At 56.6% G+C, this 25,010-nt stretch carries 26 protein-coding genes, 1 tRNA gene and 1 pseudogene; 14 read left to right on the top strand and 14 right to left on the bottom strand.

Going from position 1 to position 25,010, the window contains the following annotated elements:
- Positions 1-63: 63 nt before the first annotated feature.
- Together ACVWXE_RS00765 and ACVWXE_RS00760 are read right to left on the bottom strand one after the other, a co-directional pair.
- A complete protein-coding gene (locus tag ACVWXE_RS00765; RefSeq protein ID WP_457387643.1) occupies positions 64-1,008 on the bottom strand; it encodes a hypothetical protein in 945 nt (314 codons plus the stop codon).
- Positions 1,009-1,096: 88 nt separating this feature from the next.
- Positions 1,097-1,771 (bottom strand): response regulator transcription factor, encoded by a 675-nt coding sequence (locus tag ACVWXE_RS00760; protein ID WP_414342386.1) that lies wholly within the window; start codon positions 1,769-1,771, stop codon positions 1,097-1,099.
- 207 nt (positions 1,772-1,978) lie between these two features.
- Here ACVWXE_RS00760 and ACVWXE_RS00755 point away from each other — a divergent pair, with 207 nt between their 5' ends.
- Both ACVWXE_RS00755 and ACVWXE_RS00750 read left to right on the top strand, forming a co-directional pair.
- Complete coding sequence (locus ACVWXE_RS00755) at positions 1,979-2,725, top strand: rhomboid family intramembrane serine protease (protein ID WP_457466176.1); 747 nt, start codon at positions 1,979-1,981, stop codon at positions 2,723-2,725.
- A 65-nt stretch (positions 2,726-2,790) separates the two neighbouring features.
- On the top strand, positions 2,791-3,387 hold the full coding sequence (locus tag ACVWXE_RS00750; protein WP_457466174.1) for a Uma2 family endonuclease: 597 nt from the start codon (positions 2,791-2,793) through the stop codon (positions 3,385-3,387).
- Between the two features lie 56 nt (positions 3,388-3,443).
- Here ACVWXE_RS00750 and ACVWXE_RS00745 read toward each other — a convergent pair whose 3' ends face one another.
- Positions 3,444-5,048 (bottom strand): NAD(P)H-quinone oxidoreductase subunit 4, encoded by a 1,605-nt coding sequence (locus ACVWXE_RS00745; RefSeq protein WP_414357523.1) that lies wholly within the window; start codon positions 5,046-5,048, stop codon positions 3,444-3,446.
- A gap of 235 nt (positions 5,049-5,283) precedes the next feature.
- Here ACVWXE_RS00745 and ACVWXE_RS00740 point away from each other — a divergent pair, with 235 nt between their 5' ends.
- The 3 genes from ACVWXE_RS00740 (at position 5,284) to ACVWXE_RS00730 (ending at position 8,320) form a co-directional block, all read left to right on the top strand.
- Positions 5,284-6,162 carry an isoaspartyl peptidase/L-asparaginase gene (locus ACVWXE_RS00740; protein ID WP_011433592.1) on the top strand — a complete coding sequence of 293 codons (879 nt, stop codon included), beginning with the start codon at positions 5,284-5,286 and terminating at the stop codon, positions 6,160-6,162.
- A 127-nt stretch (positions 6,163-6,289) separates the two neighbouring features.
- Entirely contained in the window at positions 6,290-7,324 is a 1,035-nt protein-coding gene (locus tag ACVWXE_RS00735) for an adenosine deaminase (RefSeq protein ID WP_457489334.1), read from the top strand.
- Positions 7,325-7,516: 192 nt separating this feature from the next.
- Positions 7,517-8,320 carry a M55 family metallopeptidase gene (locus tag ACVWXE_RS00730; RefSeq protein WP_457489333.1) on the top strand — a complete coding sequence of 268 codons (804 nt, stop codon included), beginning with the start codon at positions 7,517-7,519 and terminating at the stop codon, positions 8,318-8,320.
- Here the strand turns inward: ACVWXE_RS00730 and mnmH are convergent.
- The 6 genes from mnmH to urtA form a co-directional block, all read right to left on the bottom strand.
- Positions 8,313-9,377 carry a tRNA 2-selenouridine(34) synthase MnmH gene (gene mnmH / locus ACVWXE_RS00725; RefSeq protein WP_457466170.1) on the bottom strand — a complete coding sequence of 355 codons (1,065 nt, stop codon included), beginning with the start codon at positions 9,375-9,377 and terminating at the stop codon, positions 8,313-8,315. The two genes, ACVWXE_RS00730 and mnmH, sit on opposite strands and share 8 nt — an antisense overlap.
- 219 nt (positions 9,378-9,596) lie before the next feature.
- Complete coding sequence (urtE, locus tag ACVWXE_RS00720; RefSeq protein WP_457489332.1) at positions 9,597-10,361, bottom strand: urea ABC transporter ATP-binding subunit UrtE; 765 nt, start codon at positions 10,359-10,361, stop codon at positions 9,597-9,599.
- Positions 10,362-10,395: 34 nt separating this feature from the next.
- Positions 10,396-11,163, bottom strand: coding sequence for an urea ABC transporter ATP-binding protein UrtD (gene urtD / locus ACVWXE_RS00715; protein ID WP_457489331.1), 768 nt, complete (start codon positions 11,161-11,163; stop codon positions 10,396-10,398).
- 174 nt (positions 11,164-11,337) lie between these two features.
- Positions 11,338-12,546: an urea ABC transporter permease subunit UrtC gene (gene urtC, locus ACVWXE_RS00710; protein WP_414406554.1), complete on the bottom strand. Its 1,209-nt coding sequence runs from the start codon at positions 12,544-12,546 to the stop codon at positions 11,338-11,340.
- 3 nt (positions 12,547-12,549) lie between these two features.
- Positions 12,550-13,707 (bottom strand): urea ABC transporter permease subunit UrtB, encoded by a 1,158-nt coding sequence (gene urtB, locus ACVWXE_RS00705; protein ID WP_414416924.1) that lies wholly within the window; start codon positions 13,705-13,707, stop codon positions 12,550-12,552.
- A gap of 104 nt (positions 13,708-13,811) precedes the next feature.
- Positions 13,812-15,086, bottom strand: a complete 1,275-nt coding sequence (gene urtA / locus ACVWXE_RS00700; RefSeq protein WP_457489330.1) for an urea ABC transporter substrate-binding protein — start codon at positions 15,084-15,086, stop codon at positions 13,812-13,814.
- Between the two features lie 393 nt (positions 15,087-15,479).
- Between urtA and ACVWXE_RS00695 the strand changes: the two genes are divergently transcribed.
- From ACVWXE_RS00695 to ACVWXE_RS00685, 3 genes and pseudogenes are all read left to right on the top strand, one after another.
- Positions 15,480-17,408 carry a S9 family peptidase gene (locus tag ACVWXE_RS00695; protein WP_457489329.1) on the top strand — a complete coding sequence of 643 codons (1,929 nt, stop codon included), beginning with the start codon at positions 15,480-15,482 and terminating at the stop codon, positions 17,406-17,408.
- A 173-nt stretch (positions 17,409-17,581) separates the two neighbouring features.
- Positions 17,582-17,762, top strand: a pseudogene (locus ACVWXE_RS00690) (hypothetical protein); the annotation flags it as partial.
- A 94-nt stretch (positions 17,763-17,856) separates the two neighbouring features.
- Entirely contained in the window at positions 17,857-18,561 is a 705-nt protein-coding gene (locus ACVWXE_RS00685; protein ID WP_457489328.1) for a Uma2 family endonuclease, read from the top strand.
- Between the two features lie 43 nt (positions 18,562-18,604).
- On the opposite strand, the gene ACVWXE_RS00680 is transcribed toward ACVWXE_RS00685, so the two are convergent.
- Positions 18,605-19,081, bottom strand: coding sequence for an urease accessory protein UreE (locus ACVWXE_RS00680; RefSeq protein WP_457489327.1), 477 nt, complete (start codon positions 19,079-19,081; stop codon positions 18,605-18,607).
- The gene (locus tag ACVWXE_RS00675) at positions 19,078-19,425 is read right to left on the bottom strand and encodes a hypothetical protein (protein WP_457489326.1); all 348 of its coding nucleotides are present in this window, start codon (positions 19,423-19,425) and stop codon (positions 19,078-19,080) included. The genes ACVWXE_RS00680 and ACVWXE_RS00675 overlap by 4 nt, the downstream gene beginning before the upstream one ends.
- A 42-nt stretch (positions 19,426-19,467) precedes the next feature.
- Here ACVWXE_RS00675 and ACVWXE_RS00670 point away from each other — a divergent pair, with 42 nt between their 5' ends.
- The 3 genes from ACVWXE_RS00670 (at position 19,468) to ACVWXE_RS00660 (ending at position 21,583) form a co-directional block, all read left to right on the top strand.
- Positions 19,468-19,794, top strand: coding sequence for a phasin family protein (locus ACVWXE_RS00670; RefSeq protein WP_011433607.1), 327 nt, complete (start codon positions 19,468-19,470; stop codon positions 19,792-19,794).
- 107 nt (positions 19,795-19,901) lie between these two features.
- Positions 19,902-20,504 (top strand): 3-isopropylmalate dehydratase small subunit, encoded by a 603-nt coding sequence (gene leuD, locus ACVWXE_RS00665; RefSeq protein ID WP_457489325.1) that lies wholly within the window; start codon positions 19,902-19,904, stop codon positions 20,502-20,504.
- Positions 20,501-21,583 (top strand): SAM-dependent methyltransferase, encoded by a 1,083-nt coding sequence (locus tag ACVWXE_RS00660; protein ID WP_457489324.1) that lies wholly within the window; start codon positions 20,501-20,503, stop codon positions 21,581-21,583. Before leuD ends, ACVWXE_RS00660 begins: the two co-directional genes overlap by 4 nt.
- On the opposite strand, the gene ACVWXE_RS00655 is transcribed toward ACVWXE_RS00660, so the two are convergent.
- The gene (locus tag ACVWXE_RS00655) at positions 21,559-21,753 is read right to left on the bottom strand and encodes a hypothetical protein (RefSeq protein WP_011433610.1); all 195 of its coding nucleotides are present in this window, start codon (positions 21,751-21,753) and stop codon (positions 21,559-21,561) included. The genes ACVWXE_RS00660 and ACVWXE_RS00655 overlap by 25 nt on opposite strands.
- 139 nt (positions 21,754-21,892) lie before the next feature.
- Here ACVWXE_RS00655 and ACVWXE_RS00650 point away from each other — a divergent pair, with 139 nt between their 5' ends.
- The 3 genes from ACVWXE_RS00650 (at position 21,893) to ACVWXE_RS00640 (ending at position 22,808) form a co-directional block, all read left to right on the top strand.
- A complete protein-coding gene (locus ACVWXE_RS00650; RefSeq protein WP_011433611.1) occupies positions 21,893-22,132 on the top strand; it encodes a hypothetical protein in 240 nt (79 codons plus the stop codon).
- A 90-nt stretch (positions 22,133-22,222) separates the two neighbouring features.
- A complete protein-coding gene (locus tag ACVWXE_RS00645) occupies positions 22,223-22,636 on the top strand; it encodes an NfeD family protein (RefSeq protein ID WP_414346738.1) in 414 nt (137 codons plus the stop codon).
- Between the two features lie 98 nt (positions 22,637-22,734).
- A tRNA-Pro gene (locus ACVWXE_RS00640) sits at positions 22,735-22,808 on the top strand.
- A gap of 181 nt (positions 22,809-22,989) precedes the next feature.
- Here ACVWXE_RS00640 and ACVWXE_RS00635 read toward each other — a convergent pair.
- Both ACVWXE_RS00635 and ACVWXE_RS00630 read right to left on the bottom strand, forming a co-directional pair.
- Positions 22,990-23,223: a hypothetical protein gene (locus tag ACVWXE_RS00635; RefSeq protein ID WP_457489323.1), complete on the bottom strand. Its 234-nt coding sequence runs from the start codon at positions 23,221-23,223 to the stop codon at positions 22,990-22,992.
- A gap of 130 nt (positions 23,224-23,353) precedes the next feature.
- Positions 23,354-24,979: a TM0106 family RecB-like putative nuclease gene (locus tag ACVWXE_RS00630; protein WP_457489322.1), complete on the bottom strand. Its 1,626-nt coding sequence runs from the start codon at positions 24,977-24,979 to the stop codon at positions 23,354-23,356.
- Positions 24,980-25,010 lie beyond the last annotated feature (31 nt).

The raw sequence follows: 25,010 nt of genomic DNA, 5'->3' as shown, positions 1-25,010 counted from the left end.
ACCTCGCTTATCTCCTGGAAAGGCTGTACCCAAAGATCGGTGCCTCCTCCATTCGGTTGGTGTCTAGCCATCTGTTGCCTGTCTAATATGATTCTCAAAGGTGAGACGTGCTGGAAGCTCAGAAAGGTTCGTAGGGATACCCACAAGCTTGAGTGTCTTGAAAAATAGATGGAAGTTATCTACCTTGTCACAGCGGAAGTAACAATCAGAGCTCTTTGTTGACCTAGACCCTGAGATAAACTCCAGGCGGAATACGTAACCATCCTCACTATCAATGCACAGCTTAATCTCTTTGATAGCCTGGATCCTAAATAACAATCGCTCTGAAGAACCGAAATCCTCGACTCTAACGTACTCCCTACTTATGGCAACGCATCCAAATGAAACCTCTTGTCCACGCTCAATTGCTTCTCTCATGCCTTTCCAGCGCGTGGAGCAAATGTAGCTGGCTACATACCTCATCAAAGGCAAAGACGGGGAAGATATAGATACGACAGGATTTCCTTGGCAATTGATGTAGTAGCTGTAGTATGGGTAGCATTCTGATTTGACAAAACCGACACTCTTCTTTCTGAAGTCCACGTTCACTGAGACAATTTCGTTATACCTATAGGCAAGTCTGTTCTGCTTTCCTAGGATGTCACGATAGATGTCATGATAAATGAAGCCATTGCTCAAAATAACAACCCTAGATTTATAGGGTTGATTTGAGTACCAATAGTACCAAAGAAGCATCGATAAACCACCCAACAATCCAGAAAAAGCCATAGCAATAGGAGGTATGCCACTGGCCAAAGTGCTAGGGATCCATGTCCCTAAGGCAGAAAGTATTGCCGATAGAACTGCGAAGATAGGAAGTCCAATAAGTAGCAATGTAGATAAAGATACCGACACAACACGCATCAGCAAAGTAAAAGGGCTCCATTTCTCGATTGGCGTTTCTTCTGTTGTTACGAGGTATCCCAGTGACTTATCCCGTACCAGCTTTGTCTCGGCCTCTAATAACATCACTTATCCCCCCTCACTTCTTGGATAAGCTCCATTGGCAATCTATGCCAAAGTAGTGTTTAGAGACAAACTCATAATCTATTCTGTTTCACCACTGGATAATCTTTTTCTGAACGGCTGTCATACACATGGCAACGCGAGCATTGATCTCATCCTCAGAGCCGAAAATATCCAACTTTTCTTTGAGCCTCTGGATACAGTTTTGTACGGTCTTCTTGCTGGTGTGAATGCGATCTGCGATGGCCTGATCGGTGAGGGCTTCTTTGCAGAGCAAGTTCAAGACCTCAATTTCTCGTTCCGTCAGCTTCGTAAGACCGCGCAACTCCCGCGGCATGCGCAATTCTCCATTGAGGGCACTTTTGGCCCCCTCCAAAAACACGGTGCGCCGTTCCATTTTGTTGACCGCGGCAAACCCACCCTGGTGTTTGCTGATCAGGCCCACCAATGGAGTGAGCAGCAGCGGCTCGCTGGAATAGGCCATCACATTCAAGGTGGGGTAGTTCTCAAAGATATGACGCAGGAACTCTAGGCCAGGCTCGGCAGACTGCTCCCCGCTGGTTTGACCGTAGAGCAGATCGGCTACAACCAAGTCCGGTTGTTCCCGCTGCAAGCGCAGGATGGCGTCCATGGGATTGGTGACCGTAATACATTGAGCATCTGCTGCAATGCGTTGCAGCCACTCACAGTTGTTTTGAGCCACCTCTGGATGATCTTCGACGATCAAAAACTTGAGCGGGGCAGTGGCGCTTTCAACCTCGGGCATCAATCCACTCCTCTAAATCCTTATCTTGTAGTCCATTCTCTGCCGAGCGAGCTTGGCCGAGATGCGTTCGTCGGCAAGGGATCCGTCTGCAAGCATAGCTCCCAGCCGACTACCCCAGTGTAGCCTCAGGTAGGGGCTTAGAGGTGAGCCTGGGGGGGTGGGAAAGGACAGGTTAGGCTAGAGGGTGACGTCAACCGGATCTGAACTGTGGTACCCCTGCAAGATCGCAACCCAACCACCCGCACAGCCTATGTCACTTATGCCCTGGTGATCGTTAACATCTTAATTTTTCTGTACCAGCTAACCCTGTCGCCACAAGAGCTGGCAGCTTTTTTCCGGGAGTGGGCAGTGGTACCGACAGAGTTGACGGCCAGTTTTCGAGGGGAGCTCACCTCTTCGTCGCGTCCGGAATGGATAACCCTATTCACCTCACAATTTCTGCATGGGGGCTTTCTCCACATTGGCGGGAACATGCTTTTTTTGTGGGTTTTCGGCAACAACGTTGAGGATCGCTTGGGCCATGTGCGCTACCTCATCTTTTACCTGGCTTGCGGAGCTTTGGCTGCATTAACGCAGTGGTTTTTCGACATGGGATCCCCCATTCCTTCACTGGGGGCAAGCGGCGCTATTGCTGGCGTATTGGGAGCGTATATTTTGCGTTTTCCACGGGCCGAGATTCTGACCCTGGTGCCCTTGGGTATTTTCATCACAACCCTCTACGTTCCGGCTTGGGTGTTCCTAGGCTTTTGGTTCATCCAGCAAGCCTTCTACGGCATTGCCAGCCTACAGACGCCTACCAACATCGGTATGCAGGGTGGGGGGATTGCCTATTGGGCCCATGCGGGCGGTTTTGTGTTTGGGGCCATTTTGGGGCCGCTAATGGGTTTGTTTTCCGGCAAAAGCCCTTATGACCGCCAAATGACATGGCAACAACGCGACAGGGATCTGTTTTGATTTGATCAGCTTTGATACTTTCTCAGTCTATTGTTAATCGGATAGCAGCGTGATGGGAGAAAGCCATGGTCAGTCTATCTGCCAAGCCTCTAACTCTGGAAGACTTTCTACAACAGCCGGAAACTCAGCCCGCCAGCGAGTTCATCAAAGGAGAAATTATCCAGAAGCCCATGCCACAGGGAAAACATAGCCGTCTCCAACTAAAACTGGGTAGCTTCATTAACGAGATGTTGGAGCCTTCTCAACTGGGAATGGCATTTCCAGAGCTGCGCTGCACCTTCGCCGGATATGCGATTGTGCCCGATATTTCTGTGATCCCCTGGGATCGGATCCCTGTGGATGAAGATGGCACCATTCAAAATCTCATCCCCTTTTGCCCGTATTGGATGATCGAGATTTTCTCTCCCAATCAAAATCAAATGAAGCTGGTCAAAAAAATCCTGATCGGTTTGGCCCACGGCTGCCAAATGGGGTGGGTGGTGGATCCCGAAGAAAGGGTTGTTTTCGCCTACCCTGCCGGGCAGCAGCCGACAGTACATGAGGATCCCCAAGAGGTGATCCCCGCTCCTGCGTTTGCCCAAGGGATCCAACTGACAATTGCAACTTTGTTTGGCTGGATGCAAGTTCAAGCTGGTGAGGGCCGCAAGCCCAATAGGGGATAGAAAGGGAGTGGATCCCTTTCCGACCCTCAGTTCTCATCTCAATTCAACATTATTATTCAGTTGTTGTAGAGGGCAGGGGCTTGGGCAACCGTCTCACCAGTTTGAGGCAGCTCCTGCCGCAGCAGCGCCACCAAGGCGTTGGTGGATTGGTCGTAGAGGCTGGTCACCAGCTTGGGATAGAGGCCAATGCCGATGATTGGGATCAACAGGCAGGCGATGATGAACACCTCGCGTGGCTCGGCATCCACCAACTCTTCGTGTTCGGTGAGCTCTTTGTTCTCTGGGCCAAAGAAAATCTGCCGCAACATCGACAGCAGGTAGATGGGGGTCAGGATCACCCCAACTGCTGCCAGGAAAACCACCACCAGCCGGAAGGGGAGAGAGTAAGCATCGGTGGTGGCCATGCCGATAAACACCATGATCTCGGCCACAAAGCCGCTCATGCCGGGTAGGGCTAGCGAAGCCAGGGAGCAGGCGGTGAACATGGAGAAGATCTTGGGCATCTTCAGGCCAACGCCGCCCATTTCCTCCAGCTCCAGCGTATGGGTGCGGTCGTAGGTGGCCCCCACCAAAAAGAACAGGCTGGCCCCGATCAGCCCGTGGGAGATCATCTGCAGCATGGCGCCGCTCATGCCGATCTCCGTCAGGGATCCGATACCGATGAGCACGAAGCCCATGTGGCTGATGGAAGAGTAGGCGATCTTCCGTTTCAGGTTGCGCTGGGCGAAAGAGGTGAGGGCCGCAAAGATGATGTTCACCACCCCCAGCACGATCAGCACCGGCGCAAAGTAAAGATGGGCATCCGGCAGCATGCCCGCATTCATGCGCATCAGGGCATAGCCCCCCATCTTGAGCAGGATCCCGGCCAGCAACATGTGCACCGGCGCAGTGGCCTCGCCGTGGGCATCAGGCAGCCAAGTGTGCAAGGGGAAAATGGGCAGCTTCACCCCATAGGCAATGAGGAAGGCCCCATACATCAGCAGTTGGAAGGTGAGCGGATAGGTCTTGTGGGCCAGATCCGTCATGTCAAAGCTGATGGGATCCCCGTAGAAGGCCATAGCCAGACCTGCCACCAGGATAAACAGGGAGCTGAGAGCCGTGTAGAGGATGAACTTGGTGGCCGCATACAGGCGGTTGTATCCCCCCCAAATGGAGAGGAGCAAGTACACCGGGATCAGCTCCAATTCCCACATCAGGAAAAACAGCAACATGTCCTGCACGGCAAACACCCCGATCTGCCCGCCGTACATGGCCAGCATCAAAAAGTAGAAGAGGCGAGGTTTGAGGGTGACCGGCCAAGCGGCCAAGATGGCTAGGGTAGTGATAAACGCCGTGAGCAGGATCAGGGGCATGGAGAGGCCATCAGCCCCCACCGACCAACTCAAGCCCACTTGGGGTACCCAGGTGTAGCGCTCCAGCAGTTGCAAACCTGTCTGGCCGGGATCGTAGCCGACATAGAAGCCGGCCAGCAGAATCAGCAGATCCGTGACCGCAATGAACAAAGCAAACCAGCGGATCCGCTCGGCCAACTTTTGTGCGTAGGCGCGGGTACTGGGATCCCCAGCCGGTGCTGGGATCAGGGGAATAAATAGGGCGGCCAACACAGGGTAAGCGATGACCGTGGTCAGCCAAGGAAACTCGTGCAAGCTGGGCAGCGCCATGGATGTAACCTCGCTTGTGCCATACCATCAGGGGGATCCCTGCCGGCTGCAATCCGACAGCCCTTTACCAGAATCGCCCTTGAGTATCTATGCTTAGCAAATCTACAGGATTATCTTAAGGCTCCCTCTCCCTTTGCGTTGGGATCCCTGGGATGGAGCAGATGCATGGGTGGATGTTGTACCCGAAAATCAAAATATAGTCTTCCACTGTTCTCACAAGGTAACCGATCTCATCATGCCTCAGCCCAAACTGATCATCCACGGCGGAGCCGGCAGCGCCCTGGAAGGGGAAAGCAGCCTGGAAAAAGTGAGGGGATCCCTGCAGCAGGTGGTGGAGAGCACCTACGAGCTGCTGTTGGCTGGGCAGAGTGCCGAGGCGGCGGTGATGCATGCCTGCCAGTTGCTGGAGGATGATCCGCTCTACAATGCCGGGACGGGGTCGGTCTTGCAATCGGATGGGCAAATCCGCATGAGCGCCGCTCTCATGAACGGGGCCACCCAGTCTTTTAGCGGGGTGATCAACGTCAGCCGAGTTCAGCATCCCATCCTCATGGCCCAGGCTCTGCAATCAAGCCCGGATCGCGTGGTGGCCGAACAAGGGGCAGCAGAGCTGGCGCGGGAGCTGCAGTTGCCGGTCTATGACCCGGCCACTCTCAAGCGGGTTCAAGAGTGGGTGCAGTTGCGCCAAACCCATCCCCCAACTAGGGTTCTCACTGCTCTGGCCATGGGCACGGTGGGGGCGGTGGCGCTGGATCAACAGGGGCAAATCTGTGCCGGCACCTCCACCGGCGGGCGGGGGTTTGAACGGGTGGGGCGAGTGAGCGATTCGGCCACTCCAGCGGGAACCTATGCCAGTGCGGCGGCGGGGGTCAGTTGTACTGGTGTCGGGGAAGATATTTTGGATGAGAGCTTGGCGGCGCGGATTGTGATTCGAGTGGAAGATGGCCTCAGCCTGAAGGCTGCCATGGCCAAGTCTTTTCAAGAGGCCCGCCAACGTCGCCGCTCCTTTGGGGCCATTGCTCTATCGCGCTCGGGCGAGATTGCTTGGGATACCACCACCGACCTGCTGCTGGCCGCCTACCACGATGGGCAGGGGATCGGCTTGACGATCTAAACTTCTAGCCGGGCTTGCGGGATTAGACCTGGACAAGCCTGAGGCGGTTGGATAAGAGTAGGATAAGAGTAGAAATAGTACTTAAACAAACCAAGTCTGCCCCCTGGCGGGCCACTGTAGAGCGTTTATGGCACTTCACGCGGAGTTGCACCGTCATTTGGGCGGTTCGGTTGTCCCCCGAATTCTGTGGCGCTATTTTCACCGCCAGGGATCCCCTTTGGCAGAGCGCTTTCCCACCTATGCCGAGTTTGAGGAGTTCTACACCCGCCCGCGCAACACCCTCGAGGATTACCTGGAGCTGCACACGCTGGTGGAACAGGTGCAGACCCTGGAAACCCTGCCCTATTTTATCTACCGCCTGCTGCGGGGAGCCTACATCTTTGAGGATCTGGCCTACCTAGAGATTCGCTACACCCCCTACCTGCGCACGGATCCCAGCCTGGATGAGGCGGAGCGCCTCAAGCAGATGCGCCAGGTAATCGAGACGGTGGGGCAGGCCAGCCAGCAGCGGGAGTATCCCATCGTCACCACCCAGATCGTCTGTTTGCATTCACGCCTGCCCAGCCACATCAACCGAGCCATGGTGGAAGCTGCCGCCGAGTCGGAGTATGTGTGTGCCATCGACCTGGCCGGGGGAGACAAGCCCTACGGTGAACGGATGGACGAGTGGATTGAGCTGTTCAAGTATGCGCTGGCCCGCGGCCTGAAAACCACTGCCCACCTGTACGAAACTTTGGATGGCTGCTACCCACAGTTGCTGCCCTATGTCTCGCGGATCGGCCACGGCATTCAGATCCCCCTCCACTATCCAGAATTGCTGCCGGAGCTGGCACGGCGAGGACAATGCCTAGAAGTTTGTCCCACCACCTATCTAAAAACGGGAACCCTGCCCAGTTTGGAGCCCCTCAAGGTTGTGTTTGACCGCTGCTTTGAGGCGGGGGTGGATATCGCCATCTGCACCGACAACGCCGGCTTGCACAATGTACGCCTGCCGTTTGAGTACGAGAACCTGCTGACCCACGACATCATCGATTTCGAGCAGCTCAAACACTGCCAGGAAGCAGCTTTTCGTCACGCTTTTGCCTGGCCCTATAAGGGGCGTCCGGCCTCATTGTTGTCGGAGTTGCAGCAGGGGGTATCTGCTTCTTTGGTGGCTCTCTGATCCCCTCAGCGGGACGGAGTCTTTATTCTTCATCCGAGCTTCTTGAGAATAGGGAAGGGATCCGTAACAGAGACAGGGGCAGCTTTCGCAAGGGAAATAACCGCTTGGATCCCTTGTGCAGAGCGATGTTGAGCGGCATCTGAGGGTGGATAGAGCCCGACAGAATCCAATGCTGAGTCTACTGAGCCAAACATGAAGGTTTATATCAGCGCCGATATCGAGGGGATCGCCGGCATCAGCCATTGGGATGAGGCCACCATCGGCCAGCCGGGTTACGAGGCATTCCGAGAGCAGATGACCCGAGCAGTGATCGCGGCTTGTGAGGGATCCCTGGCTGCCGGAGCCACGCAGATCACGGTCAAAGATGCCCATGCCTCCGGGCGAAACCTCATCCCCGAGCGGTTGCCGGAGCCGGTGCAACTCATCCGCGGTTGGAGCGGCCACCCCTACTGTATGGTGCAAGAGCTGGATCGCAGTTACAATGCCCTGATCTTGATCGGCTATCATGCCCGCGCCGGTTCTGCTGCCAACCCCCTCGCCCACACCTACACCACCGAAGTTAGCCAAATCCGACTGAACGGCCAGGCCATCGCCGAGTTTCACCTGGTCAGCCTCACGGCTGCCTATGAGGGAGTCCCGGTTGTGTTTGTAGCCGGAGATGCGGAGGTGTGTGCCGCAGCGAAAGCTTATGACGCCCACATCGAGACGGTGGTCACCCACAAAGGGATAGGCCAGTCGGTCATTACGCCACATCCGCAGCAGGTTCTACAGGCCATCCGCCAAGGTGTAGAGGGATCCCTGAGGCGGCTGTCGGCCTACCGTCCTCGCCCACTGCCGGATCACTTTCAATTGGAAGTGGACTACAAGGATCCCGCTCGGGCCTACCGCAAGTCTTTTTATCCCGGCTGCCGGTGGATTGCCGATTCCACGGTTCGGCTGGAAGTTTCCGAGTGGTTTGAGGTGTTGCGGGCTTTGGAGTTTATCGTGCTCACCTAGCCAGGGATCCAAGCGGCATCTCGATGAGGCGAGCGGCGGCTTCCCTGAGGCTGGTCTCGGAAAGGTCAGACAGCTCAATCCGGGCCCGAAGGCGATTGAAGTTTTGCTGCAGCCCGTGTCGATAGGTGGGGTCGTAGTGCTGCTCCAGCAACTCCTGCACAAACTGCGGCCACTCTTGGGCGTCGATCAGCTCAAACCAACGCTGCAGGCGGGCCTGGCCAAGACGGGACTTCAGAGGCAGCAATTTTTCCTTCAGCGCTTGGGGGTGAGCAATCCAGTGGGGATAATGGGCGATCAGCCCCTTCACCCGCTCCTCTAGAGGCAACTGCACTTCGACACAGTCGGCTTGGGTGAGGGCTTGCCAAAGGGCAGGCGGCAGATGGAGCTGGCCCACTTTGGCACTCTCAGCCTCCACCCAGACTGGCTTGGCGGGATCCCACTGGAGAAAAACCTGCACCAGTTGACTTTCAAAGCTCTTCTGACTGGGCTGCGGCACCCCCCACTCGGCCCCCAGAAGGGATCCCCGGTGACAGGCCAGCTTTTCCAGATCGAGAACTTGGGATCCCTGTTGGCGCAGATGGTGAAGCAACTGGGTTTTGCCACTCCCTGTTGGTCCGCAGAGCACTCGGTAGGTAAATTCCTGGGGCAAGATCTGCAGCTGTCGGCGCACCCAGGCCCGGTAGGTTTTGTAGCCACCTTGCAAAACCGTAACCTGCCAGCCCACCTGGGACAACACCAATGCCAAGCTGGCAGAGCGCTGCCCTCCCCGCCAGCAGTAGATTAGGGGCCGGTAATCGCGATCTTTATCGGCAAAATGGGTTTGCAAGTGGCGACTGATGTTCTGGGCCACCAAGCTTGCCCCTCGTTTGCGGGCTGTAAAGGGATCCACCTGCTTGTAGAGCGTGCCCACCTCCGCCCGTTCTGTATCGTAGAGTACAGGCAAGTTGATGGCTCCCGGCCAATGATCCTCTGCGAACTCTGCCGGAGAGCGCACATCGATAATTTCGCTGTAGGTGTGCAGCCAGGGCTCTGCAGTGAAGTGAATCGGAGGAGACACAAACCTGTGGATGGAAATGGCAAGCTAGCGCAATCTTGAACAGTTTCTAGCTTAGCCAACGCTGCTGCTCAAGGAAGCCCAGGGCTAACCCTAGCCTATCCCCTCGCAGGTGGACTTCTCGCTTTTCCAGAAGTTTAGGCAAGGTCTCTGGAACATGCAGGATGCCATTTGCCGCTCTCAAAAAAGTTATAGAGGTTTTCAGGCTCTCCAGGTGCCACCTCAGATAGAAAGGTGAGCTCGGACTTTTTCTCCGTCCATTTGGTCAGTCGGCCCCTCCATGATAAGGGATCCATTTTCCATAAGATAAAAGTAATCGGCCAGACTTTGGGCAAACTCAAAATACTGCTCCACCAGCAACACCGAAACGCCCCGCTCCTTTTGAATACGGGTGATGGCTTCTTCAATCTCGATGATGATGGAGGGTTGGATCCCTTCTGTAGGCTCATCCAGGAGCAAAAGTTTGGGCTCTGCCACCAAAGCCCTGGCGATGGCCAGTTGCTGCTGCTGCCCACCGCTCAAATCCCCACCCAGCCGTTTAAGAAAAGAACGCAGAATTGGGAATAGGTCATAGACAAACTCAGGTATGATCCGTTCTCTGTCCGGTGCCGCTTCTAGCCCCACCAGCAGGTTTTCCTCAACCGTTAGGCGGGGAAATATCTCTCGACCTTGGGGTACATAGCCAATACCGGCGCGGGCTCGCCAATTGGGAGGGTAATGGTTGATAGGACGGCCCTCAAAAGCAATTTTGCCTGTGCAGTCTTTCAGAAGTCCCATCAGGGCTTTAAGTGTGGTGGTTTTGCCCATACCATTGCGGCCCAGAAGGCAAACCGCTTGGCCGGGAAAGATCTTAAAAGAGAGATCCTTCACAATTAAACTCTGACCATAGTAAACCCTCAAGTTGGAGACCTCCAGGAGAGGCCCGGATCCATCTCGGGATAAGTTTTGTGTTGCGGTCGCGTTTTCCGTATTCATAGGCCTGCGCATGAGTCGATTAGATACAGAACTATAGCCTCTTTGCTTAGTTTTTCCCCTCGTGGGATCCGAGATAGACCTCAATCACTCGCGGGTCGTTTTTCACATCCTCAAAGGTACCTTCGCACAGCACCGAGCCTTGGTGTAAAACGGTAACCTTGCGGGCAATTTGTCGGACAAACACCATGTCATGTTCGATCACCAAAATGGTGTGGCTTTGGGCTAAGGATTGAATCAACTCCCCTGTAGCTTCTGTTTCTTTGTCCGTCATCCCGGCCACGCATTCATCCAGCAGCAGCAAATCCGGATCTTGAGCAATCACCATGCCGATCTCCAGCCATTGCTTTTCTCCGTGGGAAAGCAGCCCTGCCGGAACCCGATCCTTACGGCTGAGGCCAATGGTTTCCAAAAGAGCATCCGTTTTTTCTCGCAGATGCTTTTTGCCCAATAGGGTGGAAAAAACCCTTTTGTCAGGGTTGAGGGATAGCTCCAAGTTTTCTCGCACGCTCAAGTTTTGATAGACCCGCGGCGTCTGAAACTTGCGCCCAACACCCAAAATCGAGATCTCGTGTTCCTTGAGCTTGGCCAGATCCTTTCCTTTGAACAGCACCCATCCTCGGGTGGGCTTAACCTTGCCCGTCAGCACATCGAGAAATGTAGTCTTACCCGCCCCATTGGGACCGATGACCACCCGCAGCTCTCCTTCCTCCAGAGAGAAGTTCAACCCATCTAAAGCCTTAAAGCCGTCGAAGCTGACGGTGAGATCCTGAGTTTGTAAAATTTGTCGGGTGGCGGTGGGAGCTGCAGTAAGCATAGGGATCACATCCAAGAACGGAAAGGCCAAAGGTCAAACCGGATTCTCAACCCATCAAATAAACCCATCAAATAGGAGAGGAAACTTGGCATCGCTGGCTCACCCATCAGATCTGGGATCCTTTTACTCTGAACTTGCACCTTGCGTATGATGCACATCGACAGAAAGCCAGATTTAAGCTGGGGAAGTATCTGCCAAGCGCCTGCGCCAAAGCTGGACAGTGACCCAAAGCTGCCTGCCTTGGGTGCGCACCCAACCCACCAGTCCATCCGGCAACACCAGCACCACCAGCAGGAACAATCCCCCTTGGAAAAACAACCAAATTTCGGGAAAATTTTCGCTCAGCAAGCTCTTGGCAAAGTTAACCAACAGAGCCCCCAGCACCGCCCCCACCAAACTGGCCCGACCGCCCACCGCCACCCAGATTACCATCTCAATGGAAAAGGGAACGGCCATCGCATTGGGAGAGATGATCCCAGTTTGCAAGGTAAACAAAGCTCCGGCAACACCCGCCAGGGCAGCAGACACGGCAAACACCAGAACTTTAAAGCCGGTGGGATCGTAGCCGGAAAAACGAACCCGCGGCTCGTCATCTCGAATGGCTACCAGGATCCGACCGAATAAGCCGCTGGTGAGCCAACGACAGAGAAGGTAAGCCAAAACCACCGCCAGAACTGTAGTGACATAGACAGCAAAGCGCATTTCGGACGAGTTGACATCTAGGCCAAACAAAGTCTGGAAGTTGGTCAGGCCGTTGGTGCCGTTGATTAAGCGCTGTTGGCCGTTGAAGAAGTTAAAGAAAATGATCGTGGTGGCCTGAGTTAAAATGGAAAAATAAACCCCTCGGATGCGATTTCTCACCACCAAATACCCCAGGGCTGCCGCCACCAAAGCCGGGATCAAGACCACAGCAACAGCCGTAAACGGAAACGAATAAAAGGGATACCAAAACCAGGGCAATTCCGTTACCCCGTAGAGGCTGAAAAACTCCGGTATCTGACCTTCCGGCAATTGCAATTTCAGGTGCATCCCCAGAGCGTAGCCCCCCAAGGCGAAGAACACCCCATGCCCCAGGCTGAGCATGCCGGTATAGCCCCAGATGAGGTCGATCCCCAAAGCTACAATGCTGAGGGCCAGAAACCGCCCCAACAAGTTGAGCCGAAAGCCAGACAGCACAGTTGGGGCCACAAAGATCAAGGCCAGCACCAAAACGATGAGGATCCCGGCCTCCCACAGAAGCTTGCGAGAAGAATTGGGATCCCCACCCGCGGCGGGAGCGGCCACTTCATGATCAGCACGGGGGGAATGAACCAGTTTCATGGGCTTTGTGAGGGAGTAGAAGATGGAGAGTCTGGTCCTAGAGTTTTCGCCAAGCGAGATCATTCCCTAGGCATCCACCATACGACCTTTTTCGGGGAAAAGGCCACGGGGTCGCACCTGCAAAAAGGCCACGATCAAAGCAAAGACCATCACCTTGGCCATGCTCGTGGTGGCAAAAAAGTTGAGGGTATCGGTCAGGATGGGCACGTTGGGAAAAATCAAAGCCAGCGTCCCGGAACCGATGACAAAGTTGGCAATCCCGATCCCAAGCGCTGCCACAATGCTGCCCAAAAGCTTACCGACACCCCCCACGACGACCACCATAAAGGTATCCACGATGTAGTTTTGGCCGGTGTTCGGCCCCACGGATCCCAGCAGGCTGACCGCTACGCCGGCTACTCCCGCCAGACCCGAACCGATGGCAAAGGTAAGGGCATCCACCTTTTGCGTGGGGATCCCTACACAGGCGCTCATGGCCCGATTCTGGGTAACCGCCCGGATGCGCAGCCCCCAGCGGGTGCGCTGCAAGAAGAAGTACAGCCCTAGGATGCAGAAGACAGTGAGGGCGATGATAAACAGGCGGGTATTGGGCAAAAACAGGCTGCCCACCGGGATCCCACCCCCCAGCCAACGGGGAGCGGTCACATCTTTGTTCTGGGCTCCAAACCAGGGTTGAGTGACTGCTAAAGCATAGGTTTGCGCCAGCACCCGCCCCCCCACCGCTGCAATTGCCGTGGAAAGCACCAGTAGCAGCGCCAGCGTCCACCCTTTGAGGCGCGGCCAATCCGTTCGCCTGGCCAAGAGCCACCAGCCGCCAAAAAAGAGCACCGCGAAGGCCCCCAAGCGGAAAGCCAGCACCCAATTGACGCTGCGCACAAACTGCTGCAGGATCAGGCTCACGCCCCAAGTGGCCAGAAGGGTTTCCAGCGGTCGGCCATACAAAAAGCGAATCACCCCCCGCTCGAGGGCTAGTCCCACCAGAGCCGTGACGGCAAAGGCAGCTACCAAAGCCGGGAAGATGTACAGATCCCGCCAGGGATCCCCTAGGGGACGAAAGGCATTTTGAACCACAAAAGTGGTGTAGGCCCCCAACATCATCAGCTCCCCATGGGCCATGTTGATGACCCCCATGAGGCCGAAAACAATAGCCAAGCCCAGAGCGGCTATCAGCAAGACGGTGCCGATGCTAAGGCCGTTGAACAAGCTGTCCAGGAGCAAGGTCATGGGCAGGGGATCCTCCTTCCAACTAAACTAGGGAGGCTAACCGAGCATCTAGGCGGGATCCCCGACCCTATCCAAACGGCAAGGGATCCCAGCCCTGGCCAGGACTAGCTGACTTTGTAGCGACCGCCCTTGGCCGGATCTGACCAATCGCAGGCAAAGCCCTTGGTTTCTGCCACAAACTGGTTCCAGGGCTGCGGCTCCACGGCATCCGTAGAAAAGATGACATCAAACAAACCGTCAGAGCGCACCTGGCCGATCCGCACATACTTGGTCAGGTGGTGATTGGTGTTCATGGTTACCAAGCCTTCTGGGGCATCAAAGGTCTGGCCATAGGCTGCCTGCCGCACGGCGTCGATCTCCACCGTTCCCGCTTTTTCCACTGCCTGCTTCCAGATGTAAACCATGATGTAGGCGGCTTCCATCGGGTCGTTGGTGACGCGGTTTTGGCCGTATTCTGCCTTGAAAGCCTCCACAAACTTCTTGTTGGCAGGCGTATCCACCGTCATAAAGTAGTTCCAGGCGGCAAAGTGCCCTTCCAAGAATTCGGGGCCGATGGCCTGTACCTCTTCTTCAGCAATGCTGACGGACATGGAAGGATAGCGATCTGGCCCCAGCCCTGCCCCTTCCAGTTGTTTGAAAAAGGCCACGTTGCTGTCGCCGTTCAAGCTGTTGTAGATCACACCGCCATTGGGAAGAGCGGCCCGGATCTTGCTGATGATGGGGGTAACTTCTGTGTTGCCCAAAGGCAGATAGTCTTCACCCACCACTTTGCCCCCCAGGGCTTCCAACTGGGCCTTGATGATGGTGTTGGCCGTGCGGGGGAACACATAGTCGGATCCCACCAGGAAGAACTCTTTACCTTTATTGTTGAGCAGCCATTCCACGGAAGGCTCGATCTGCTGGTTGGGGGCAGCGCCGGTGTAGAAGATGTTTTTGGAGCACTCTTGTCCTTCGTACTGCACGGGATACCAGAGCAGGTGCTGCTTGGATTCAAACACCGGCAACACGGCTTTGCGACTGGCCGAAGTCCAGCAGCCGAATACCGTTGCCACCTTGTCCACATCGATCAATTTGGTGGCTTTCTCGGCAAAGGTTGGCCAATCGGAAGCCCCGTCCTCGATAATCGGCTCGATCTGCTTGCCCAAAACCCCACCGGCGGCATTGATCTCTTTGATAGCCAGCTTTTCGGCATCCACCACGCTGGTTTCTGAAATGGCCATGGTGCCGCTGAGGGAGTGCAAAATGCCAACGCGAATGGTCTCTCCCTGGGCGTAAGCGGGCACAGACCGCTTCACCCAGATCTGCGGCCCCAGGGCCGCCCCGGCTCCAGCCAGAGCGCCCATTTTCAGCACTTGACGACGATTAAAAGATTGAGCCATCGGTGATCTCCGAAACGAAGTGAGTGCAAAGGGTGTTAAGAAGTACAGTTGCAGCAGCCCGGCCAACGGGGGGAAGCACCTAGCTTATCACCTCGCCCATGTGTTGAACCTGCCCAACTGCGCTCAGCTGAGGCTTTCACCGAATGCCTTCCCAACGTCAACAGGGGAAAGGCTAATCCTGCAGTCGAGAAAGCGTTGTGCATCCCTGTTGCCTTAACGTGTTCCATCAAACCCATTCAGCCCGGAGAGAATTGTATCGCGGGATACCTTTTCCCAGAATCCGAGCCTGTTCTCGGCTCCCTTTCCCCACAGGCTGTAGGCAGAGGCAGGGATCCCTTGCTGCCGGCATAATAGGGGTTCTGGGGTCGAGAATTAGTTGAGAGTTAATAGCTTATGGTGCAACAGGCCGGCTATGGATCTTGGCGATCCCCGATTACCGCTGACCTGGTGGTGACGGGATCCCTGCGCTTGGGACAGGTAGTTTGGGATGGAGGGGATCTCTACTGGACGGAGGGTCGCCCGCAAGAAAAAGGGCGCAATGTGTTGATGCGGCGCTCTGCCGACGGGATCCTGGTGGAGCTGACACCGGCACCTTTCAATGTGCGGACACGAGTGCATGAGTATGGGGGTGGAGCTTATTGGGTGTCGGCAGGGGTAGTGTATTTTTGCAACTTCGCTGACCAACGGCTCTACCGCCTGCTGCCGGGTTCAGATCCCCAGCCCCTGACGGAAGCAGGCCCCTATCGCTACGCCGACGGGGTGGTGGATCGGGCGCGTGGACGCATCCTCTGTGTGCGGGAAGATCACAGCCGCCAGGGAGAGCCGGAAAACAGCCTTGTCTCGATTGACTTGGAAAGCGGATCCCAGCGCGTTTTGGCCTCTGGGCACAATTTCTATGCCAACCCTCGCCTCAGCCCCGATGGCCAGACCTTGGTATGGCTGACCTGGGATCACCCCCAAATGCCCTGGGACGGCACAGAGCTGTGGCGGTCTGAGGTGAACCCTGACGGCAGCTTGGGAGAACCTCAAAAGCTGGCCGGTGGCCCTGCCGAGTCGATCTTCCAGCCCCAGTGGTCACCGCAAGGGGATCTCTACTTTGTTTCCGATTGCAGCGGCTGGTGGAACCTCTATCGCTGGGATCCCCAGGGCCCCATTCCCCTCTGCCCTATGGAAGCGGAGTTTGGAGAGCCGCAGTGGGTGTTTGGCCTGAGCACCTACGGCTTCTGTGGCGATGGGCGCATCCTGGCCTGTTATGAACAAGACGGGCTGTCTCATCTGGCTTATCTGGATCCCCATTCAGGACAGTTGGCAGGGATCCCCTTGCCCTACACCCAGATCAGCGGTTTGCAGGTGAGTGGGGAAAAAGCCGCTTTCCTGGCCGGATCCCCGACGGAAGCCACTGCCTTGGTCTGCCTAGACTTACCCTCCAGCCAAGTGGAGGTGGTGGCCCGTTCCAGCAGCGTGGCGGTGGATCCCGACTATCTGTCGATCCCAGAGCCCATTGTTTTTCCCACCGGTGGCGGCAAGGAAGTGGCCTACGCCTTCTTCTATCCCCCCAAAAACCGAGACTTTGTTGCCCCTGCTGGCGAAAAGCCACCCCTGCTGGTGAAAAGCCACGGCGGGCCCACCGGGGCGACGGCAGCGGTGCTCAACCTGGGGATCCAATACTGGACCAGTCGGGGGATTGCCGTTTTGGATGTGAACTACCGGGGCAGCAGCGGCTACGGACGGGCCTATCGGGATGCTCTCAAAGGCCGGTGGGGCCTGGTAGATGTGGAAGATTGCATCGCCGGATCCCAATTTTTGGCAGAACAGGGCAAGGTGGATGGGGAACGGCTGCTCATTCAAGGGGGCAGCGCTGGCGGCTATACCACGTTGGCGGCCTTGACCTTCCACGCCGTCTTCCGAGCAGGTGCCAGCTACTACGGGGTGAGCGATCTGGAAGCCCTAGCCCAGGAGACCCACAAGTTCGAGTCTCGCTACTTGGACAGCCTTATTGGCCCCTACCCAGAGCGACGGGATCTCTACCGGGAGCGCTCCCCCATTCATCACCTAGAGGGCCTCAATTGTCCGGTTATCTTCTTTCAAGGCTTGGAAGACGCCATCGTGCCCCCCAATCAGGCAGAGAGGATGGTGGCAGCGCTGCGGGCCAAAGGGATCCCAGTGGCCTATGTGCCTTTCGAGGGAGAGCAACACGGCTTTCGCCAGGCGGCCAACATCAAAAGGGCCTTGGAGGCAGAGCTTTACTTTTATGCCCAGGTGCTGGGGTTTCCGCTGGCAGAACCTCTTGAGCCGGTTCGGATCGAGAACTTGGACACCTGATGATGACTGCTCAATGGGTCGAATAGAAGGGGATCCCGTCCCATCTATGGCCCATTGTTGCTCCACAACGCTGTCGCGACAGAGCAGCCCCTCTATGATGGACTTACCAGCCAACCCGGATGGAGCATGACTCTAGTCAATAATAAGCTCAACTATACTGAAAATAATGTATAATAACGGATTACTACCAGTTGATCTTTCTGTTTACTTTCGAGTCTGCCAACATGGTAGCCAAAGCAAAGCAGAAAATTGGTAGTAAGACGACACGGAAACTGCGCTTTGGGTATTCTACTCAAAGCTTTGCGGGATACCGCCATTCTGGTTGGAAACAAACAGAATGCTATCGCTGCATAGTTGAACAGTGATGTTCAGCAGTGTTCAGCGTAAATGTATCAGTCATCGATATTGCTCCGCAACACTGTCGCGACTGCTGGTAAGAGAGCTGGTCATGAGCGTCAGTAGCCCTTCCTTCCGTGAACTGCCCATCTTAGAAAGCGGCGATCGTCTCACCCGCGATGAGTTTGAACGGCGCTATCAAGCCATGCCTCAGCTCAAAAAAGCCGAGCTGATTGAGGGAATTGTTTACGTGGCATCTCCCCTCAGATATCGCCGACATGGCAGACCACACAGCCACATCATGGCCTGGCTGGGAGTTTATGAAGCAGCAACGCCGGGGGTTGAGTCGGCGGGCAATCCAACCGTTCGCCTGGACTTGGACAATGAGCCGCAGCCAGATGCCATATTGCGGATGCACGAATCTTGTGGGGGACAGTCCCGCATTAGCGAGGATGACTACATTGAGGGTGCACCGGAGCTGATTGTGGAGATTGCCGCCAGCACAGCTTCCTACGACCTGCATGATAAGCTGCGGGCCTACCGGCGCAACGGCGTGCGGGAATATCTGGTCTGGCTAACCCAAGAGCAAGCCTTTCGCTGGTATGTCTTCCAGAATGGAGAGTACGTGCTGCAACAGCCCAATGAGTCGGGCGTCTTGTACAGTCGAGTGTTTCCGGGGTTGTGGTTAGCCGTGGACGCGCTGCTGACGGGCAACATGCAGCAGGTGTTGGGTGTGCTGCAAAGGGGAATTGAGTCGGAGGAACACCGAGAGTTTGCAGCGCGGTTGGCAACCCGAGAAGCAGAGGCTGGAGCCTAGGCCATGAGTCGGAGGGACGGGTTTGCGCTCGCAAAGGCTCAGGTTAATGGCTGTGGGCCAACAGGTTGGGCTCGAAGACCTCCATCTCCAACCGAAACGGGATCCCCATGTGGGCCAGCCAGTCCTGCAGGGGATCATCGGCCAGCGCCAGGATCTGTCCTTGGAGGGAAACGTGGGCCGGGCGGTGCCAATTGCCCAGTTGATGAATCACCTGGCCCATCTGGATGGGGTTTTCAGGTTGAATCAAGAGCACCGGTTCGGGTTGGGCTTTGACCCGAATGTGTCGCTGCGCATCCGCATAGAGCAGATCCCCATCGTGAAGATGGGTGCCCCGAGGCAGCATCAACTGGATCTCGGTGCCCCGATCGCTCACCAGCCGTTGCCGGGATCGCTGGCGGTCGTGCCAAGTGAGGGAAACCACTTCCAATTGGCCGGGGATCCCTTCTGGCGGCTCGTCCAGCAGTTGCGTCACCGTAATGGCCGCGGGCTCCTCTCCCGCAGCATGGGCATCTTCGCTCATGTTAGGGACTCCAGATATTGGCTGAGGTCTTCTTGAAGGCGAGAGAACTCCACTTCGGTGGAAAGGCGCAGCCCTTCCGTTTTCACAGTAACCAAGACCTTGGCTGCGTGGGGGCCGACCCAGATGTTGGGGTTGCAGAACATCTCCAAAGAGAAGTCGGTAGCAGAATGATGAAACTCAACCGGATCCTGAGGCTGCTGCCGGGAGCTGCCCGAGCGAACCTTGAGCCGCTCCAAGAGGATTTGCAGAGCCTTGTGCCATTGTTGTGCCGCCTCAGGCGAAAGGGAGAAACTGGCCGAGCCGGTTGCGAAGTTGAGGGCAAACTGAGGAAAATGGGTAGTCATGGAGGCCCGTACCGTTCGCGAAGCGTCCTTTGGAGGGCAGCATTGGACAACAACAGTATCTTACGTCAGCTATTGCTGATGGGCGTGGGCACAACCACTCTGCTGGCAGAACAGTTGAGAAAGGCTGCCGACGACTTGGTGCAGAAGGGGCAGCTCAACCCAGAAGAGGCATCCAATGTCATCAACAACCTGCTCAACCAGGTGAAGGCCGAGCAGAGTAACTTTGAATCCTACGTTCAGCGGCAGGTGCGCAACGTCCTGCAGGATCTGGGCGTGCCCCGCCAATCGGAAATGGACGAGCTGCGGGGGCGGCTGGATCGGCTGGAGCGGCAGGTGCGCAATTTGGAAAATCAGGTTTACCGCCGGTAGCCGAGCTGAGCCTTCCCCTTTTGCCGTCTTTCCTTTGCCGTTGGGCAGGGTTTTGCCGAACGTTGCGATACCCTGAAGTCCTCTCTGGGAGAATTCATCAAGTTCCCATGTCAAGCGAAGTTTTGACCGTCACAGGCCGAGGGATCCCCCTGCTGGGCAACGACATCGACACCGATCGGATTATCCCGGCCCGCTTTTTGAAGTGCGTCACCTTCGACGGCTTGGGCCAGCACGTGTTTGCCGACGACCGCGCCCAGGATCCCGGCCAACACCCCTTCGATCAACCCCAGTACCAGGGAGCCCAGATCCTCGTGGTCAATGCCAATTTTGGCTGTGGCTCCAGCCGGGAGCATGCCCCCCAAGCGCTGGCCAAATGGGGGATCCGCGCCCTCATTGGCGAAAGCTTTGCCGAGATCTTCTTCGGCAACTGCTTGGCTCTAGGGATCCCTTGTGTTACGGCACCCCCGGCTGTGATTCAAGCCCTGCAGAAGGCGGTGGCGGAAAATCCCCAGCTCCAGTTGACGCTGGATCTGCCCAACAAACAGGTGCGCTGGGAGGCAAATACCGCTGCTGTGGAGATCCCCCAGGGAGCCTGGCAAATGCTGGTGCAGGGCACCTGGGACGCCACAGGACAACTGCTGGCCGCCCAAGCCCAGATTCAGCAAGTAGCCGCTTCTTTACCCTACCTGCGTTGGCAGCGAGCCCGTTGAGCAATCCTCTCCCCCCTGATACCCATACATGGCTGGGCAGTGCTGACCCAGATTTTCTGGATTTGGCGATCCGGGAGATAGAAGCTGCGGATCCAGAGGCTGCCGTGCAGCGGCTAAAGGAAGCACCTGGCTTGGTATGGGTGTGCAGCCAACGCTCATTTGCTGACCTGGCTGAGGCTTGGCAAGCTGACCCGCCCATTTTTTTACGCCACATCTGCCCCATTCACCAAGAACGGCGGCTATCTGGGGGATCCCCAGTTGAATTGCGCCTTGATGGGGAAATGTTGGCAGCCATTGACCCCACCCTCAGCTTTTCGGTTCAAACGCGCCTGTTTGGAGAGCCGGCTCTCAAGCCCTTCCAGGTCAATGAAACCCTGGCCGAACAGGTGATGGCAGCGGTGGGATCCCCCCTGCAGGTCAAAGACCCCCAGCAGGTAATCTCGGTGGTGATCCTGGCTCAACCGATGGGCATTCGCGCTTGGCTGGGCCTATCCTTGGCTGCCCAGAACCTCTCCAACTGGGCCGGTGGGATCCATCGCTTTCGGCGGGATCCAGAGCAAATCAGCCGCTCCGAGTTTAAGCTGCTGGAGGCCATCCAGGTGTTTCAGATTCCCTTGGTGCCGGAGGGACAGGCTCTGGATCTGGGGGCAGCACCGGGGGGATGGTCGCGCATTTTGCGCCTATATGGCCAGCAGGTCACAGCAGTGGATCCGGGGGACTTGCACGAGCGCCTCAGCCAAGATCCGGGGATCTGCCACCATCGCCTCAGCGCCCAAGCCTACCTGGCCCGTGGCCCAGGCCGGTTTCACCTCATCCTCAACGACATGCGGATGGATGGCCCGGCTTCTGCCCGCCTGATGGTGGCTTTTGCCCCCCATCTGGAGCCACAGGGGAGAGCTGTGATGACCCTGAAGCTACCCCACCAACACCGCCTGCGGGTGCTGCGGCAAAGTCTGGAGATTTTGGGTAGTGCCTTCCCCCTGGTGAGAGCCCGCCACCTGTTTCACAATCGCAGCGAAGTCACCCTCTACTTGCAACAGGGGATCCCTGCCCCTCAATCTGCCGTTTCCACCACCTGAATCTCCCGGCGGAGCACCATTTCGCGAATGGACTCCAGCAAGCCTATCTCTTCGGGGGAGATTTTGCCGTCCGACCGGATGGCGTTGACGATTTGATCCACCTCTGTGCGGGTGAGCTTTTTGTCTTCCAAGGCTCGATCCACCAGCGCTTGCAATTGCGAAAACTCCATAAGGCTCCTCTTGCTTGAACAGGTCTTGTCGCCTCATCTCCTCATCCAAGCTACCCGCCCTGACCCAAATCTCCTGCAAGCGCAAGATTCTCTTCAGGTATCCTAAAGAAAACGTGAAACCCACCGAGAGGAAGACATCATGGCTGGCCCGGATCCCAGGAGCACTGCGCACGATTGCGCCACCCTCTGTCGAGATGGCTGTGTCTTGGGAGAGGACTGCCCCCACCGAGAGGCAGCTCGCCAAGCCGTGGCCTTTGTCATGAGCACCGACTGGGAGACCTTGATGCGGATTGCCGAATCCAAGAACCTACCCAAAAGCTCCCCTCAGGAAGAGATGGATCCCCTGCAGTTTTTGGAGAACTACCGCTTGGGCGGGTAGGCCCCAACCAGTCTCCCTAAGGACAAGGGATCCCCGCTGAGGATCCAGGGGTTTTGAGCCATACTGAATTTGGTGGGATCCCTGGATTCTATGGTTTGGCCTTGGATCATCATCGGGTTAGTCCTAATTTCTGCCGAATTGTTTTTGCCAGAATTGGTTGCCGGCTCGGTGGGGCTGGCGGCGCTCTTGGCGGGGCTTTTGGCTTATTTGGGGCTGCCGATCTGGGTACAATTTGCCAGCTGGATTGGGGCATCGGTGGTGTTGATTATCCTCAGCCGCCGTCTGGTGCCCCATGGATCGGTTCAGGTAGAGGAATCTCGCGAGGCGCGGGCAATCACCCCCATTCCCCCAGGCGAACGGGGGCGGGTTTCTTATCTGGGTTCCACCTGGAACGCCAAGTGCAGCATTCCCAACCTGGAAATCCAAGCCGGGCAGGAGCTCTACGTGGTGGAGCGACAGGGGAATACCCTCATTGTCATGCCGGCCAAGATGCTCAAGTCCTGACCTGGACAAATGTTTGTTTCCCTTGTTGCCTTGAGCGAGGGATCCCTGCTTGGGTGTGCATCGGAGGCGGGGATCTGGCATAATCACAAAAGCTAAGCCGGGATGTAGCGCAGCTTGGTAGCGCATCTGCTTTGGGAGCAGAGGGCCGCAGGTTCAAATCCTGTCATCCCGATCCTGCCTGCACCAAGAACAGAGCCATTCGCGTTCTTGGCCGATAGCTTCGTGCTTATCCAGGGCCCCAAAATCTTCCCATTGATGTTGCTAACTGCTAAAGCGGGCGTCTATTGGTGGAGGCGCAGTCTTTGTCTTGAAGGCGCGAGAAGCAAACTCTTCGATGCCATCGAATGGGTGGGTCAGGCAGCCAAGCGGGATCCCTCGTAGCCAGGCCAAGGAGAAGCAAGCACAAAAAAGGCAGGGTTAACTTGCCCCTGCCGAGAAGATCGAGAGTTGAGAGCTTGCTCTCGTTGTCGTAATCGTTGCATCAAGGCGCGGTTCCGTTTGTCCAGTTGGCGCTTGCGTGCCGATCCCCCACGACCGCGACGGTTTCTGCCCTGATAGCGAGGAGATTCATGAGATTTCAACAGCATGGGATTCCCCTGATAAACTAAACAGTCCTGCCTGATTCTAAACGAAACCTCAGCAACTGGCCACAAGACTGGCGGCGCAAGCTGCGGCATTTGCGGCTGGGGATAGGCCGTCTTTGTCAATTTATTCGCATCATTCGGCATGGAGGACTCCTTGGGACAGCCAGTCTTTTAGGCGGTGGGTAGCCCGGCAGTCATCCTCGTTGTAGATAAGCGAGTGCTCCAAATATCTGCGCTCCCGAGTTTCCAGCCATTGGCTATACCAATAAATGGACTGGGCGCCATTGGCATCCGGCAGACGCCACTGAAACCCCAACCAGCGGGCGATGTTTTTCAGGGAATAGCTCTCGATCGGCAGCACCACCGAGCGTTGCACCCAGGCCTGTAAATCCACAAAGCGCTGCAACAACTGCCGCAGCTGTCGGGGATCCGTGCGGTACTGCTCCCCCAGCCGTCGGCAGGTCTGCACCTCAAAGCCGTGAAAGTGATAGATGGGAGCGTCGGGATAGCGTTGTGCCAGTTGCAAGAATTGCTCCCAAGCTTGCCTTTCTTCCCGCGGCTCGGCGGCCAGGCAACTGTGATAGCTCGCAACCTTTTTCCCCTCGGCTTGCTCCACCACCAGCAGGCCCAGCAGATAGGCGACGTTGTGGCGGGGATCCGCCTCGATATCGAAGTACAGCTCTACGGGTGTGGTGGGCAGGGTTTCCGGGGGGGATTGAATCCAGAGAGGCTGCCGGCTGAGGGTGGCACGGGCTTGCAGCTGCAGTTGCAGGGCCACGCCGGATCCCAACTTGGGAATGGCTTGCAACCTATCCAACTGAGCGTTGGCCAGGGCTTCAATCGAGTGGATCCCCGCCTCCTGCAACAGGGGGTAGCGGGATCCCGTTACGCCCGGCAGCAGGCTGAGGGGTTGAGCGGCGGCGTTCAACTGGCGACAATGCTCCCGCCAGTGGCAAAGATGGCAGCGGCTGCGGGCCATGAACACCTGCGGTGGTTCCGGCTGGTTGAGGGAGTGCAGGTACTCCTGCAGCAATTGCCGCACCTGTGCTCGTCGGCGGCTCAGGTGGACGGGGTGCCACTTCCCATCTTTCAGGATCAAAATGCCCCGCTTGGGAACGTTTCCCTGCAGGGATCCGAGCAACTCTGCCTGCAAAGCCAGCAACAATTCGTATTCCGGTTTGGGGCGTTTGCCGATACGAATATGAACCGGCAGGTAAGAGGATCGGGCGGCGCGGCAACTTCTGCCAACGAGAGCGGGATCCCGAATCAGCAGATCCAGGGAGCTGCTCACCCAAACTGAACGTCCCTCTGGAACAGCTTCAGGCGGCAACGCAAGAGCGGGCACCATCTCGCAGTCTTCTGGGGCAGGGATGGGATCCCTTGGAGAGGAGGAGTGAGGGACAGGTTCAGAAGCAAGCTGCAACAGCTCTGCCTCAGCAGTACAGTTGAGATCTTCCTGCGGTTGCCAAAACAGCTCTGCGGCAATCCGTCCGCCGTAGATCCGCTCCGCCCCGTCGGCCATGGCTGCCAAGAGAGCTTCATTGCCCGGCGCAACCCGTTCTCCGGGGAATCGCTCAAACACAGCGGCTGCCAGGGCTTGGCGATCCCGCCGCCATTGCTCCAGCAGGTTGTCCGGCGGCAGCTTGGCCTCTTGAGGGCCAAAGCGATCCAGGTAAGGCAAGCGTCGGCAACGAAAGAAAGCAAGCAGCTCCTCAGCCTCAACAGAACCCTGTCCTGCTGCTGCAACCTGGCACTCCAACGGTGGAAAACCTCAGCTCTGCTGCCATTGT

It is taken from the genome of Thermostichus sp. MS-CIW-41, assembly GCF_054058915.1.
This window is presented reverse-complemented; position numbering and strand designations above follow the sequence as displayed.

Bases quoted from the DNA above. Each gene is read 5' to 3' on its own strand.
- urtA (WP_457489330.1), bottom strand. From the start codon at position 15,086: ATGGCTCAATCTTTTAATCGTCGTCAAGTGCTGAAAATGGGCGCTCTG.
- ACVWXE_RS00740 (WP_011433592.1), top strand. From the start codon at position 5,284: ATGCCTCAGCCCAAACTGATCATCCACGGCGGAGCCGGCAGCGCCCTG.
- urtC (WP_414406554.1), bottom strand. From the start codon at position 12,546: ATGATCTCGCTTGGCGAAAACTCTAGGACCAGACTCTCCATCTTCTAC.
- ACVWXE_RS00675 (WP_457489326.1), bottom strand. From the start codon at position 19,425: ATGACTACCCATTTTCCTCAGTTTGCCCTCAACTTCGCAACCGGCTCG.
- ACVWXE_RS00765 (WP_457387643.1), bottom strand. From the start codon at position 1,008: ATGTTATTAGAGGCCGAGACAAAGCTGGTACGGGATAAGTCACTGGGA.
- leuD (WP_457489325.1), top strand. From the start codon at position 19,902: ATGTCAAGCGAAGTTTTGACCGTCACAGGCCGAGGGATCCCCCTGCTG.
- ACVWXE_RS00645 (WP_414346738.1), top strand. From the start codon at position 22,223: ATGGTTTGGCCTTGGATCATCATCGGGTTAGTCCTAATTTCTGCCGAA.
- ACVWXE_RS00695 (WP_457489329.1), top strand. From the start codon at position 15,480: ATGGTGCAACAGGCCGGCTATGGATCTTGGCGATCCCCGATTACCGCT.
- ACVWXE_RS00680 (WP_457489327.1), bottom strand. From the start codon at position 19,081: ATGAGCGAAGATGCCCATGCTGCGGGAGAGGAGCCCGCGGCCATTACG.
- urtE (WP_457489332.1), bottom strand. From the start codon at position 10,361: ATGCGCAGGCCTATGAATACGGAAAACGCGACCGCAACACAAAACTTA.
- urtD (WP_457489331.1), bottom strand. From the start codon at position 11,163: ATGCTTACTGCAGCTCCCACCGCCACCCGACAAATTTTACAAACTCAG.
- ACVWXE_RS00635 (WP_457489323.1), bottom strand. From the start codon at position 23,223: ATGCTGTTGAAATCTCATGAATCTCCTCGCTATCAGGGCAGAAACCGT.
- ACVWXE_RS00650 (WP_011433611.1), top strand. From the start codon at position 21,893: ATGGCTGGCCCGGATCCCAGGAGCACTGCGCACGATTGCGCCACCCTC.
- ACVWXE_RS00735 (WP_457489334.1), top strand. From the start codon at position 6,290: ATGGCACTTCACGCGGAGTTGCACCGTCATTTGGGCGGTTCGGTTGTC.
- ACVWXE_RS00760 (WP_414342386.1), bottom strand. From the start codon at position 1,771: ATGCCCGAGGTTGAAAGCGCCACTGCCCCGCTCAAGTTTTTGATCGTC.
- ACVWXE_RS00750 (WP_457466174.1), top strand. From the start codon at position 2,791: ATGGTCAGTCTATCTGCCAAGCCTCTAACTCTGGAAGACTTTCTACAA.
- ACVWXE_RS00745 (WP_414357523.1), bottom strand. From the start codon at position 5,048: ATGGCGCTGCCCAGCTTGCACGAGTTTCCTTGGCTGACCACGGTCATC.
- ACVWXE_RS00655 (WP_011433610.1), bottom strand. From the start codon at position 21,753: ATGGAGTTTTCGCAATTGCAAGCGCTGGTGGATCGAGCCTTGGAAGAC.
- urtB (WP_414416924.1), bottom strand. From the start codon at position 13,707: ATGACCTTGCTCCTGGACAGCTTGTTCAACGGCCTTAGCATCGGCACC.
- ACVWXE_RS00685 (WP_457489328.1), top strand. From the start codon at position 17,857: ATGAGCGTCAGTAGCCCTTCCTTCCGTGAACTGCCCATCTTAGAAAGC.
- ACVWXE_RS00730 (WP_457489333.1), top strand. From the start codon at position 7,517: ATGAAGGTTTATATCAGCGCCGATATCGAGGGGATCGCCGGCATCAGC.